The following is a 13,003-nucleotide window of genomic DNA, read 5'->3' as shown; positions in this document are numbered from 1 at the left end:
TTGTTGTCGATTTCAGAATTAAAAAATGCACAACAATGATGCGGATCCAAGTGATTTTTAAGTTCTGAATAAAATTATTTATGTTAACCTCTTTTCTATCGAGGATTTTCGAAATGGAGACTTAAGTCATAAGATGTCATGGTTATTCCGAGGACGGCAATAATGAATAAAAGCAGATTCTGGAATTACTTTTTGGCTTTTGTTATTGTTACTTTTCTGCATTTCATGTTTGCACACAATGCAATAGCGGCAGATGCCTGTTCTTTAAAAGCTGCACAAGTCGTATCAGTGCAGGGTATTGTCGAATTGCGCCGCGCTCATACCGCCGCCTGGGAACCCGCGGTACTGGATATGCCACTTTGCGCCGGTGATTCATTGAGAGTGCGCAGACACAGCCGCGCGGCATTGCGGCTCAATAATGACAGCCTGATGCGGCTGGATCAAAGAACCACAATTACCATTCCAGAAACTGAAGAAAATCAAGTCACTTCACTCATCGACTTGCTCGAAGGCGCAATCCATATCATCACCCGGACACCAAAACCCTTCAAAGTCAGAACGCCTTTCCTGAATGCGGGCGTGGAAGGTACTGAATTCTTTGTGGGTGTTGAAATGGATTATGCGCGGATTGTGATCTATGAAGGGCGAGTGGCTGCAAGCAATGAACAGGGTAATGTGATGCTCACAGATAGCGAAGCTGCAGTTGCTTATACAAACCAGCCGCCGTTAAAAGAAACAATCGTAAAACCACTGGATGCCGTGCAATGGGCACTCTATTACCCGGCAATTATCGGTTACCATCGAGACCGGAGCCTTGCTGAGATCGACATCAGCAATCAACTTCAAGAAGCGGAGCACTTATTGTCTGTTGGCCAGGCAAACGAAGCGCTTGGCATCATTGAGGGCATATTAGCCACTGATCCGAATGACAGTGACGCCATTGCACTGCAATCGATTATTGCCGTCGTTCAGAATGACAAGGAAAAAGCACTTGAACTGGCTTTGCAAGCCTTTGAGCATAATGATTTATCAGTACCCGCCTGGCTTGCACTGTCCTATGCGCAGCAGGCATATTTTGACATTGATGCGGCACTGGCCAGCGCCAGGCAAGCCGTTATCCTCGATCCGCAGAATGCTTTGATCTGGGCAAGACTCGCTGAACTGCAAATGTCGCTCGGTGAGCTTGAGCAGGCGCTGGAAGCAGCGCAGGAGGCCGTTAATCTGAATCCGACGATTGCCAAAACACAAACAGTGCTGGGTTTTGCACATTTATTGCAGATTAATACGCGCGATGCCAAATCCATATTTCGTGAGGCCATTTTACTCGACCAATCTGATCCAATGCCACGGCTTGGTATGGGGCTGGCATTAATCCGTGAAGGCCGACTTGAGGCCGGGCGTATCCAACTGGAAATTGCCGCAAGCCTCGATCCGGCCAATTCACTGATCCGCAGCTATCTGGGTAAAGCGTATTTTGAAGAAAAACGTTACACAACCGCCGAAGCACAATTTGAACTGGCCAAAGAGCGTGATCCCAATGATCCAACGCCGTGGTTCTACGATGCCGTCCAGAAACAAACACAGAACCGGCCCATTGAAGCACTGAAAGACATCCAGAAATCAATCGATCTCAACGATAATCGCGCAGTATACCGTTCCAAACTGCTGCTTGATCAGGATCAGGCCGGACGTGGTTCAAGCCTTGCACGTATCTATGATAATCTCGGTTTTGAAAAACGTGCTTTGATGGAAACGGCTAAATCACTGAGTTATGATCCGGCAAATCATTCTGCGCACCGGTTTCTATCTGATACGTATGCCAATACGCCACGGCACGAAATTGCACGGGTAAGTGAATTATTGCAAGCGCAACTACTTCAACCGATCAACGTTAACCCTGTGCAACCGCATCTCGCTGTTGCAGACTTGAATATCATCACCAATACCGGCCCTGCAGTCACGGGTTTTAATGAATTTGCGCCATTGGTTGAGCGTAATCGGGCGCAACTGGTTGCTTCGGGTATTGTGGGTAGCAACAGTACCATTGGCGATGAAGTTGTGGCATCAGCACTCTATGACCGTGCTTCAATCAGCGTTGGGCAATTTCATTATGGCACTGATGGTTTTCGTCCAAACAATGATCAGAAACATAATGTTTATAATGCCTTCATGCAGTACGCCGTAACACCACGATTGAATGTTCAAGCCGAAATACGCAGACGAGAAACGGAAAACGGTGATTTATTACTGGATTTTGATCCAAAGATATTCGATCCGACTCTACGTAGAAGATTAGAGCAGGATTCTGCACGCGTTGGTGTCCGATATTCGTTATCACCAAAGCAGGATTTTGTTTTTTCGGCAAACTTCTTTGATCGTGAAGAGGATCGAAAATTTGTCATACCGCTTTTAGATCCTGTTACAAATAACGTTTCTATCGTTCCTTTGTCGAATACTACAAAAGAAAAAGCCTATCAGCTTGAGGGGCAGTATCTTTATCGAGATGAACTTTTAAACATTACAATGGGTGCGGGTACTTATCGGTCTGATGCTGATAATCAGCAAACCGTACCGCTTTTCCCAATACCTAACAGCTTCATAAGAGAACGACATAACGGTTACATTTACTCAAACTTAAATCAAATCCGTAATCTTAATGCCACTATTGGCTTAAGCTACGATACATTTAAAGATAATGGCATAATTAAAGAAAACAAATTTAACCCAAAAATTGGTTTGCAGTGGACTTTTCTTGAACGTTTCCGCATGCGTTTTGCCTTCTTTGAAACGGTTAAATCCGCTTTCTTTGCTAATCAGACTCTTGAGCCAACACAGGTAGCCGGTTTTAACCAGTTTTTTGACGACCCTAATGGAACTCGGGCACAGCGAAAAGGGATCGGCTTGGATGCTTATCTGACAAAAAATATTTTGGGTGGAATAGAAGTATCATCACGTGATCTCAAAGTTCCAGTAGTTGAGAGTATTAGTAATATAGCCCTTGAAAAACAAAAAGAAAAATTATATCGTGGCTATTTTTACATCCTGCCACATAAATTCTGGGCCATAAAAAGTGAAGCGCAGTTCGAGAAATTTTCGCGCGGGATCACGGGAATATTACTGCCAACCCGAATTGAAACATTCAGTGCCCCGGTCAGCGTCAACTATTTTAATCCGCAGGGTCTCTTTGCAAAGCTCACAGGGACTTATGTGCGGCAGGAACTTGAGCGTGCACCCATTACACCGGGCGCAGTTACTACTACCGGGATAGATAGTTTTTTCTTACTGGACATGGCGGTTGGTTATCGATTTCCAAACCGAATGGGACTTGTCAGTTTGGAAGGCAGAAATCTTTTAAATGATCATTTCTTTTTCAGAAATGCAAACTTCTATACATCAGAAGCCATTAATCCTCGTTTTATCCCGACACGGACTTTTTTTGCGCGTGCGACTTTAAATTTTTAAAAGGAGAAATATAAATGAGAACAATTATTTTTTTACTTGTAGTAACGATAACATCAGCAGGTTGTGTCTCTATGGATCATAATCAAAAAAAACATGATATGAGAACAGCTAATGATTCATCGGGTGAGTCCAATACGAACTTAAGCAGTGAAGTCCCGCGTTTGCCGCCAGGCATTGAAAAAGAATTGATAGAATTAACTAATATCGAAAATATTGGATTTTTAATAGCTGTTGATAGAAATGGACACCCACTGGTGATAGCCGCAAATGAAACAAAGTCCGCAGAAATATTCAGTACAGATGCTCGCCGCCCGGCTAGATTTTATTCAGAACTAAAGGCAATTCCAATTGTTAAAATCGAGAAGTCACACTGTTACTCCTTAGGTTTACACTCACGTTATTATGCCTTTGGCGGAGTAACCGTAGAAATATGTTCTGCATTTTGATTAACTTGAACAAAGTAAATTGACAAAACAGAGAAGAGTAGAAGATGCCTATCACCTGCTCTCTCTCGTCAAAGTAATGTAATTGAGAGAAAAATTTCACGACTCCAATCATGCAATGTCATCGTAACTTAATCTCAGCGTATGAGGCACGGTTTTTCACAGGCATAATATGCTGTGATCTTTTCGATCACAATTCTTAACTCGGAAAATTAGATTCATCCGCTCATCTTCCAACCAAAAGAACGCTAATCAAGTACGCCGGCTATAGATATATTCCCATAAGTTTCTTGTAAAGGGTTATTGATTCACTCATAATCATTTGCGCGTTTGCAGAAAATAACAGCGCCATTCAATCAGTAACCATGCCAGCCATTATTACGCCATTGGTAACGGTAGGGATAATTGGAATGCCAGTTGCGTTGAAAGACTGGACGCCAGCGGTTGTTCCATAGATAAAGCTGCCGTTCGGTGTGTTTGAGGCGTGACGCTTCTGCGAGCAGTTCTTCCGATTCTTTGTCACCCGCAGCGGCTGCGAGTGACAACCATTTTTCGGCTTCACGGAAGTCCGGGCCCATTTCCTCAAGGCCGGTCAGATAAAGCCGCCCGAGTGCTTTCTGGGCATCCAGGTTGCCCCGGTCTGCGGCGCTGCGCATCCACTGTATTGCCTGATAGCTGTTTCGTATGATGCCGTCTCCTCTGAAATAACGCAAACCCAGATCGTAGGCGGCTCTCGGATCGTCTTCGGCCATTGCAATCAATGCTGCGGCCTGGTGTTGCTCGGGTGTCATCGCCGGTGTGGACGCATCTTGATACTGAACGACATTCATGGGGTGATCATAACATCCTGACGAATCACAAACCCGGTCATAGCCGGTATACGGTGGTGGAGCGACGCAGGCTGTGACAAACACAGCTAATATCACGGAAATGAACTTCTCAAGCACGCATCTTAATTTCATTGGTAGTCACACTTTTTCGGATTTTTATTTAATCATATGATAAATATCATACTATAATCAAAGAGCAAGAATAAAAATATGCAGTTTAAAAATAATGATTGAAATTTTCAAAGGGGGATTTATGTCGATGCCGGATAGGGTTGGGGATGTGATCAGGTCAAACAAGGGGCTGATGCTTTCAATTTGTATCTTAACACTTTCAGGTTGTGCTAATGTCACACCGGGAACATACCAGACTGCAAGTACGGGTGCCGCTGCAGGCGGCGCCAGTGTTGGTGCTCATCCAACGTTGGAACGTTGTGAAAAAACGCTGGGAACGCTTGCAGTAGATGATGGACGTGCGGCAGACTGGTATGGCCAGTTTGGCAGCTCTACCAATATCACGACAATTGAACCACTTATCCGATTGGCTGTGCAGCAATCCAATTGTTTTGTCATCACCTCTATTGGTAATTTAAGAACTGACAGCCGTCTTTCACGCGTTACTGATATTCAACGCAATTCCGGTGAATATCGTGCCGGTTCCCAACAACAGGCAGGCCAGCGTGTTGCCGCTGATTATTATATGGAACCGAGTATCATTATCGATAATGCGTCAACAGGTCAGGTTGGCGGGGCAGTGGCCGGTATATTAGGTGCTTTTGTGCATCCATCGATCGGTCAACTGGGTGGAGCGATGGAGTCGAGGGCTTCTGTTGTGACACTGACACTGTTCGATATTCGTTCGGCTATTCAAATTTCAGCCTCCGAAGGCAGTGCAACGGCGAATAATTTCAGCGCTGCACTTGGCGCATTTGGCAGCAGAGGCGGCGCAGCTTTAAGCGGTTTTTCAAGAACGCCTTCCGGCAAAGCAACCGTGGCTGCATTTATTGATGCCTATAATGGCATGGTGCGGGCATTAAAACATTATGAGGCGCAGGATGTTGAAGGTGGTCTGGGCACCGGTGGCGCACTTCAGGTTAATTAACCGTAAATTCTTAAACTAAAACTTTAACAGGCTGTTGAAACTGAGAGAACGCAGACAATGAATATATTTGCGTTCTTTTTAGTATTGAATAACTGACCGGGGATGTTAAACTTGATAGCGCGTCATGTCCGCTATTCCTGCTTCGGCAAAGCCCTTTCGACGAATACGGCAGGAATCGCAAACACCACACGCACGCCCCGCTTCGTCGGCCTGATAACAGGAAACTGTCAGGCTGTAATCGATATCGAGTTCAAGCCCTGTCCGAATGATATCATGTTTGGATAAATCGATGATTGGTGCGTGGATGGTGAGTTTTTTGCCTTCGATGGCGGCTTTGGTTGCCAGATTCGCCATCTTCTCAAATGCCTGAATAAATGCCGGGCGGCAGTCAGGGTAGCCGGAATAATCGACGGCGTTGATGCCGATAAAAATATCCCTGCAGTTTAATGTCTCGGCCCATGCCAGGGCTAGCGAAAGCATGATGGTGTTGCGGGCAGGAACGTAGGTAATGGGAATATCGGTGTTTTCTCCTGCGATCGGTACTTCCAGAGCCGTGTCTGTCAGTGCTGATCCGCCAAATGCAGTCAGATCGATTTTGATGATTTTGTGCGCCGTTGCACCCAACGACTGCGCAATTCTTTTGGCGGCTGACAGCTCCGCAGCATGCCGCTGACCGTAGTCAACGCTGAGTGCATGGCATTCAAATCTCCGGTCTTTTGCGATTGCCAGTGCAGTGGCAGAATCCAGCCCGCCGGAGAGCAGCACAACAGCTTTTGCATTCATCGACCGGGACCATCTTCCCACAACAACTTATGCAGTTGAATCTGCATGCGCACTGACAGATGATCGCGCAGGATCCAGTCGGCCAATGTCGACGGGCTGAGCTGACCGTGTACGGGAGAAAACAGAACAGGGCCGCGGCTGTCCAGTTGATGCTCCTGAATCATCTGGCATGCCCATTGGTAATCTGCTTCATCACATAGCACAAATTTGATTTCATCCTGCCATGTCAAGTAATCCAGATTGGACCAGCGATTTTTTTCTACCTCACCGGATCCGGGGGTTTTGATGTCCATGATTTTACTGACGCGCGGGTCGACAGCGGACAAATCCATCGCACCGCTGGTTTCCAGTGATACTGAGTGAGCTGCATCACACAGTGCAGTCAGCAGCGTCAGACAGGCTTTCTGCGCCAGTGGTTCGCCGCCTGTGACGGTGACATATCGGGTACGATAACCGGCTGCCTGTTGCAAGATAGCAGTAATAGACATGTTCTCGCCACCGGTAAACGCATAGGCTGTATCACAATAACCGCAGCGTAATGGACAACCTGTCAAACGTATGAAAACGGTCGGCAGGCCAATACGGCTGGTTTCACCTTGCAATGAATAGAAGATCTCGCTGACACGCAAAGTTGCGGTTTTATCTGCCTGCTTGAGATGTCTGTTTGCCGCTGGAGAATTCAAATTGACTACTGTTAAAACCGGGTCACCCGTTGACTGGCTTTCCTGGCTGCATCACTGAGAGGATATTGGGTAATCAGATTCTCAAGTGTTTCTTTGGCAGCCTTGCTGTCAGCCATTTCATGCTGGCTGCTGGCGATATTGAGTAGCGCATCCGGTACTTTGGCGCTGTCAGGATAGCGTCTGATCAAATCTCTTTGTGCATCAATGGCGTCTTGAAAGTCCCGTAAGGCGTAATGCGCATTTCCGATCCAGTAAGCTGCGCTGGGCGCGAGCGTGGATTGTGGATATTGATTCAGAAACGCTTCAAATTGGGATTTGGCACTGACGTAGTCACCGTCGACAAAGAGCCGGTACGCGGCATCATAGGTCTGTTTTTCTGTGGTTCCGGCAGGTGTCAGGTCATGATCGGGTATTGCGGCAACATAGGTTTTCTCGGTTTCTGCCGGTATTATTGTCTGGTCTTCATGTGCTGCGCGTGGCGCTGAAATGATGCTTGTATGGCGTTCGGAGGAGGGAGAAACGGAATCCTCAACAGTATCGGTATCCGCATCAACTGAATCAACAGGATTGGAATAACTGGGAATCGGCGCATCGGGATCTTCTATCTGCCTTAGACGGCTATCCAGATCGATATAAAAATCTTTTTGCCGTTTTTGCAGAGAAGTATTGTCGTTTGTCAATACTTCGATCTGCCCGCGCAATCTGCCGAGCTCCATCCCAAGTGTTTCAACCTGGGTGTAGAGCTCCAGCAACGCCTGACTTTTCAGCGCCTCTTCCATTTTGGCTATACGCGCATCCATTTCTTCAACCTGCTGACGAAGGGCACTGATTTGTTCCCGTGCCTTATCATCACCGAATAGTCCAGCGTAGCTTACATTGCTGCTTATCAGTAACAACAGGCAGATGGCGCGTATTAGCATTTTTTATTCACCTCGATAAAGAATATCTGTACGACGATTCTCATTCCATGCAGACTCATTGCTGCCATATGCACGGGGTTTTTCTTCGCCCAGACTGACGGCTTCAACCTGGGAAGCCCTTGCGCCGGATAATGTCATAATGTTTTTTACACCATCCGCGCGGCGTTGGCCCAAAGCCAGATTATATTCACGGCTGCCGCGGTCGTCGGTATTACCTTGCAGGATCACCTGCGCATTCGGATTGTCGCGCAGATATTGTGCATGGGCGATGACCAGCGATCTATATTCATTTTTAACTGTATAGCTGTCATAATCATAATACACACTGCGCTGCGAAAGAATACTGCTTGGGTCGTTGAGCGGATGAAAGCCTGAACTTCCTGAACCCAGGGCGCTGCTGTCCGCACCGCTGCCATTTACACCCACCGATCGATCTTCTACATCAACAGTCGGTTGTGTTGTTTGACTTGCACACGCTGATAATAAACCAATGATTAAAACACCTGCTATTGTCTTCAATTTACCGCTCCTTTAATAACAAACAAATTACAAAATCTCATTATTGTTTTAGCAACGGCCCCCATGCCGGTTCTCTGATATCACCTGTCTGCGCAGACAAATGCTGCCTAGTCTGACCATCTCTAGAAACAGCTGATAATATACCATGTCCCCCGATATCCGTGGCGTACAAGATCATTCTGCCATTCGGTGCAAAACTGGGAGACTCGTCAAGCTGGGAGTTTGTCAGTAACTGTACCTGACGCGTGGCAATGTCCTGTACTGCGACATTGAACCGGCCGTTATGCCGGTGAATGAATGTAAAACTTTTTCCATCATGGCTGTAATCCGGACTGACATTATAATTACCTTCAAATGTCAAGCGCTCGGCTGCTGTCGATTCTGTTGCGGTGACCGGTATGCGATAAATTTGCGGGCTGCCACCACGGTCGGATGTAAAGATGATATAACGTCCATCCGGTGAAAAACTCGGTTCCGTATCAATGCCCGAACTGCGGGTTAATCGCTGCAGGCCGCTGCCATCCGCATTGATCAGATAAATCTGCGAGCCACCGTGCAACGATAATACAACTGCCAGCTTTTTGCCGTCTGGCGACCAGGCCGGTGCGCTATTGCTGCCGGGAAAATTGGCAACCGCTCTGCGTTGTCGTGTCGCAAGCGTCTGCACATAAACAACCGGTTTTTTATTTTCGAATGATACATACGCAATTTGACTGCCGTCTGGCGACCAGGTTGGTGAAATAATGGGCTCGGTATATTCGATAATCGAATGCTCGTTGTAGCCATCCGAATCGGCAATCTGCAGCGCATATCTGTTGCCCTGCTTCTTGACAAAAGCAATGCGTGTGCTGAAAACACCCACATCGCCAGTCAACGCTTCATAGATGATATCTGCAATGCGGTGTGCCACTGCGCGTAGCTGCGTCACGGGTACAACGGTAGCAAGTCCTGTTAATTGCACTTGTCGCGCCACATCCATCAAGCGAAACTGCACCTCCACCTGACCGCCGGGCATGAGAATCGTACGTCCGATGACCAGTGCATTGGCGCCCCGATTCGTCCAGTCGCTATAAACAACTTCGGCAGGCGCATAAGGTGCCAATCCGCTGGGATCAATTAATCTGAACAATCCGCTGCGCTGTAAATCGGCAGCAACCACGTCTGTAACGCGCTGTTGCAACCTGTTTTCATCGGCAAAAGGAACGATTGCAATCGGTATCCGCTCCGTTCCGCCCCCAAAAATTTCAATATTCAAGCGGGCTTGCAAAGGCATGCACATGAACCAGAGAAATAAAATCAATAATCCGTGAAATACGATACGAGAGTGCGTTGACATAGATTTAAACACTAAAAATTCAAAAATTTGTATCAATTATAACAATCATTCCAAATAATGCACGATTACATGCAAGTTCCGAAATTCATTAAATAATGCCGGGTCAGGCGGTAACGGTAATGGTTTGGACAGCAGTATGGCGCGCTCTACGGCGCTGTCAAAGGCGGGATAACCACTGCTTTTACGTAGCCTGACATCCAGAATATCGCCACCAGGCAATAATGTAACGTTAAACTCGGCAACCGGGTTGCCTGGCAAATCGGGTGGCATGACGATTCTGCTTTTAATTTTTGCGAGAATCATTGCCTTGTATTTCCCGATTTCACTGGCAATTTGCGCGCGTGCGGCTGCAGCCGCCGCCTGTTGTGCCTCAAGGCGTGCTTTTTCTTCCTGCTCGCGTTTCTTCTGAGCTTCTATTTCTTTTTTCTGCTGTTCTTCCCGCTCCCGTTTTTTCTGCTCCTCTAATTCACGTTTTTTCTGTTCTTCTTGTTCACGCTTTTTCTGTTCTTCTTGTTCGCGTCTTTTTTGTTCATCTTGCGCTTGTTTCTTTAATGCTTCCTGTTCGCGTTGTAGTTGTTCTGCAGCCGCTTTTTCTCTGGCTGCTTTTTCTTGGTCTTTTCTTTTTTGCTCTTCCAAAGCCTGTTTGTTGTCTTCTTTAACAGGCTTCGGTTTTTCCGTCTTGTCCTTGAGTTCAATATCCGGTTTTTTAGGGGGCGCCGGTGTTCCATTAACCGGCGTCGGCCTGGGTTCTGATTGCGGTTGCGGCACCGGTTTGGGTTGTTGTTTTGGTTGTGCGGGAGACGGTGGTGGCGTGTCTTTGACAACCGGTTGTTGTACCGGTTGCTGTATCGGTTGAGGCAAGTCCTGCCATAAATCAACGACCATACCTTCAGGTGGTTGCGCCTTCCAGTCAAAGCCAAAAATCAATAAGACAATGAAAACAATATGCACCAGTAAAGCCAGTGCACCAGCCAGTAATGTGCCTGGTTCAGTTTGGGTTGTTTTTCGCAGTTGCCCCGTTTTCATTACCGGTAATCTAAAAGAAACGTATCAGAAGCAACTTGGCAGGCTGTTGAAAAACTATCTGCGTTGCCGTTGCAGCGTTAAAAACAAGCTCATTTTTTACACTTAAACTCTGTTTTTTACTCGAAACAATATGTATTTCACCCTGCAGAGCGGCTTTCAGCCGTTCAAAATCTGCCTGGAGTAATGTTGTCATTCGTCGTTGCCTTGTACTGTCTGCTTCGAAAACGTTTTTCAACAGCCTGTTAAAGCTGTTTTCAGGTTTAATCATTTTGGCTGAGCCAGTAAGCCGACTTTTTGCACTTGATGTCGCTGCAGGATATCCATCACCTTGATGACTTCTTCGTAACGGACATTTTTGTCAGCTGCGATCACGACCGGTTGCTCGGCATTTTGCGATTGTTTCTGTTTGATAGCATCGATTAATTGTTGATGCGTTACATGCGCCTCAATAGTTGTTTTTTCTCGATCGCGCAGCGCGAGGCTGCTATCCGCCTTGATAATGACTTCAAGCGGTGCGGACGGCGCGATGGATGATTTTCCAATTTGTGGCAAGTCGATTTGCCCGGGATTGATCATCGGGGCGGTAATCATAAAAATGATCAGCAATACCAGCATCACATCAATATAGGGTACTACATTGATCTCATTCTTGAGTTGGCGTTTGACGCGTCGAGCCATTTTATTTTCTTACTCCTGATTAGTCGGCAGCTCTGCGTTGCAAGACATTGGACAATTCTTCCATAAAACTTTCAAATCGGGTTGCCAGTTTTTCAGTATCGCTGACATAGCGATTATAGGCAATGACAGCAGGAATGGCAGCAAACAGGCCCATTGCCGTTGCAATCAATGCTTCTGCAATGCCTGGAGCGACATGCGCAATCGTGGCTTGGGCAACGTTGGATAAACTGCGAAAGGAGTTCATGATTCCCCATACCGTGCCTAATAAGCCGATATATGGGCTGACCGAACCCACGGTCGCCAGAAAAGACAAATGTGTTTCCAGTCTGTCCATTTCTCGTTGATAAGTCGCCTGCATGGCACGGCGGGTGCTGTCCATAATCATATCAATATCTGTGCCCGGAGTATGTTTGCTGAATTCGCTAAAACCCGCAACGAAAATTCGTTCCATACTGCTTGAAGCATACCGCGAACTGGTTGCACGCTGATATAAGGCATTCAAATCTGCGCCGCGCCAAAAATTATCTTCAAATTCATCGCTCTGTTTGACGGCGTCGCGCAGCACAAATGATTTCCGGAAAATGTACCACCATGACAATAGTGAAGCCAGCAGGAGCATAAGCATGACCAGTTGAACAAATACACTGGCGCTGCTGATCAAATAAAAAAGTGATAAATCCTCGGTTACAGTAGTGTTCATGTCGGCGTCTCGATTTTTTCTCGTAAATTGGTTGGAATTCTTATGGGTTTAAAAGTATCAGTGCAAACACACACCACATGAATCGTGGCTTTGACCAGTGGGGTCTGGTTGCATGAAATTTCTTGTGCTAGCGTAATGCGACTTCTGCCCATATCAGCCACATTCACAGTGACATCGAGCAGATCGTCCAATATCGCGGGTTTGAAATATTCGATTTCCAATGAACGCACCATAAATTGAAATTTGTAGGTATTGAGCAACTCATGCACACCATAGCCCAATTTTCTGAGCCATTCATAACGTGCACGTTCCAGGAAGTTAAGGTGCGTGGCATGGTAAACGACACCACCGGCATCGGTATCCTGGTAATAAACCCGGACGGGGAAAGAAAATTTATGATCCGACATGGCGTAAAAAAGTCTTGAACGACAAATAAAATTCCGACAATTCTATACTATAAATTACCTGAAGAGATGACAAAAATCGATTGAAGTTAAACTTAAAAAAACAACTTATATGTTAAC

At 46.4% G+C, this 13,003-nt stretch carries 14 protein-coding genes; 3 read left to right on the top strand and 11 right to left on the bottom strand.

The features are described from left to right. The first annotated feature begins 162 nt into the window (after positions 1 to 162). Both C8R11_RS02060 and C8R11_RS02055 read left to right on the top strand, forming a co-directional pair. Positions 163 to 3,462 (top strand): tetratricopeptide repeat protein, encoded by a 3,300-nt coding sequence (locus C8R11_RS02060; protein WP_244907515.1) that lies wholly within the window; start codon positions 163 to 165, stop codon positions 3,460 to 3,462. 14 nt (positions 3,463 to 3,476) lie between these two features. Beyond that, positions 3,477 to 3,908 carry a hypothetical protein gene (locus tag C8R11_RS02055; protein ID WP_107794252.1) on the top strand — a complete coding sequence of 144 codons (432 nt, stop codon included), beginning with the start codon at positions 3,477 to 3,479 and terminating at the stop codon, positions 3,906 to 3,908. A 353-nt stretch (positions 3,909 to 4,261) separates the two neighbouring features. On the opposite strand, the gene C8R11_RS02050 is transcribed toward C8R11_RS02055, so the two are convergent. Next, positions 4,262 to 4,867 carry a tetratricopeptide repeat protein gene (locus C8R11_RS02050; protein WP_107794251.1) on the bottom strand — a complete coding sequence of 202 codons (606 nt, stop codon included), beginning with the start codon at positions 4,865 to 4,867 and terminating at the stop codon, positions 4,262 to 4,264. Between the two features lie 94 nt (positions 4,868 to 4,961). On the opposite strand from C8R11_RS02050, the gene C8R11_RS02045 reads away from it, so the two are divergent. Then, positions 4,962 to 5,834: a CsgG/HfaB family protein gene (locus tag C8R11_RS02045; protein ID WP_244907514.1), complete on the top strand. Its 873-nt coding sequence runs from the start codon at positions 4,962 to 4,964 to the stop codon at positions 5,832 to 5,834. Positions 5,835 to 5,939: 105 nt separating this feature from the next. On the opposite strand, the gene queC is transcribed toward C8R11_RS02045, so the two are convergent. The 10 genes from queC to ybgC form a co-directional block, all read right to left on the bottom strand. Beyond that, on the bottom strand, positions 5,940 to 6,617 hold the full coding sequence (queC, locus tag C8R11_RS02040; RefSeq protein WP_107794250.1) for a 7-cyano-7-deazaguanine synthase QueC: 678 nt from the start codon (positions 6,615 to 6,617) through the stop codon (positions 5,940 to 5,942). Beyond that, on the bottom strand, positions 6,614 to 7,300 hold the full coding sequence (gene queE / locus C8R11_RS02035; RefSeq protein ID WP_181258128.1) for a 7-carboxy-7-deazaguanine synthase QueE: 687 nt from the start codon (positions 7,298 to 7,300) through the stop codon (positions 6,614 to 6,616). Before queE ends, queC begins: the two co-directional genes overlap by 4 nt. An 11-nt stretch (positions 7,301 to 7,311) precedes the next feature. Further along, complete coding sequence (gene ybgF, locus C8R11_RS02030) at positions 7,312 to 8,220, bottom strand: tol-pal system protein YbgF (protein WP_107794249.1); 909 nt, start codon at positions 8,218 to 8,220, stop codon at positions 7,312 to 7,314. 3 nt (positions 8,221 to 8,223) lie between these two features. Beyond that, positions 8,224 to 8,739, bottom strand: a complete 516-nt coding sequence (gene pal / locus C8R11_RS02025; protein WP_107794248.1) for a peptidoglycan-associated lipoprotein Pal — start codon at positions 8,737 to 8,739, stop codon at positions 8,224 to 8,226. A 40-nt stretch (positions 8,740 to 8,779) separates the two neighbouring features. After that, a complete protein-coding gene (gene tolB / locus C8R11_RS02020) occupies positions 8,780 to 10,075 on the bottom strand; it encodes a Tol-Pal system beta propeller repeat protein TolB (RefSeq protein WP_107794422.1) in 1,296 nt (431 codons plus the stop codon). 45 nt (positions 10,076 to 10,120) lie between these two features. Continuing rightward, complete coding sequence (gene tolA / locus C8R11_RS02015) at positions 10,121 to 11,101, bottom strand: cell envelope integrity protein TolA (protein ID WP_107794247.1); 981 nt, start codon at positions 11,099 to 11,101, stop codon at positions 10,121 to 10,123. Positions 11,102 to 11,111: 10 nt separating this feature from the next. Then, positions 11,112 to 11,294, bottom strand: coding sequence for a hypothetical protein (locus C8R11_RS02010; RefSeq protein WP_146159046.1), 183 nt, complete (start codon positions 11,292 to 11,294; stop codon positions 11,112 to 11,114). 71 nt (positions 11,295 to 11,365) lie between these two features. Further along, positions 11,366 to 11,779, bottom strand: a complete 414-nt coding sequence (tolR, locus tag C8R11_RS02005) for a protein TolR (RefSeq protein WP_090696527.1) — start codon at positions 11,777 to 11,779, stop codon at positions 11,366 to 11,368. Positions 11,780 to 11,798: 19 nt separating this feature from the next. Continuing rightward, positions 11,799 to 12,479 carry a protein TolQ gene (gene tolQ, locus C8R11_RS02000; protein ID WP_090696528.1) on the bottom strand — a complete coding sequence of 227 codons (681 nt, stop codon included), beginning with the start codon at positions 12,477 to 12,479 and terminating at the stop codon, positions 11,799 to 11,801. Then, on the bottom strand, positions 12,476 to 12,886 hold the full coding sequence (gene ybgC, locus C8R11_RS01995; protein ID WP_107794245.1) for a tol-pal system-associated acyl-CoA thioesterase: 411 nt from the start codon (positions 12,884 to 12,886) through the stop codon (positions 12,476 to 12,478). Before ybgC ends, tolQ begins: the two co-directional genes overlap by 4 nt. Positions 12,887 to 13,003: the final 117 nt, after the last annotated feature.

Origin of the sequence: Nitrosomonas aestuarii (genome assembly GCF_003046585.1) — a bacterium.
Taxonomy (GTDB): domain Bacteria; phylum Pseudomonadota; class Gammaproteobacteria; order Burkholderiales; family Nitrosomonadaceae; genus Nitrosomonas; species Nitrosomonas aestuarii.
The sequence above is the reverse complement of the archived record's forward strand: the minus strand, read 5'-3'. Positions and strand labels throughout refer to the sequence as shown.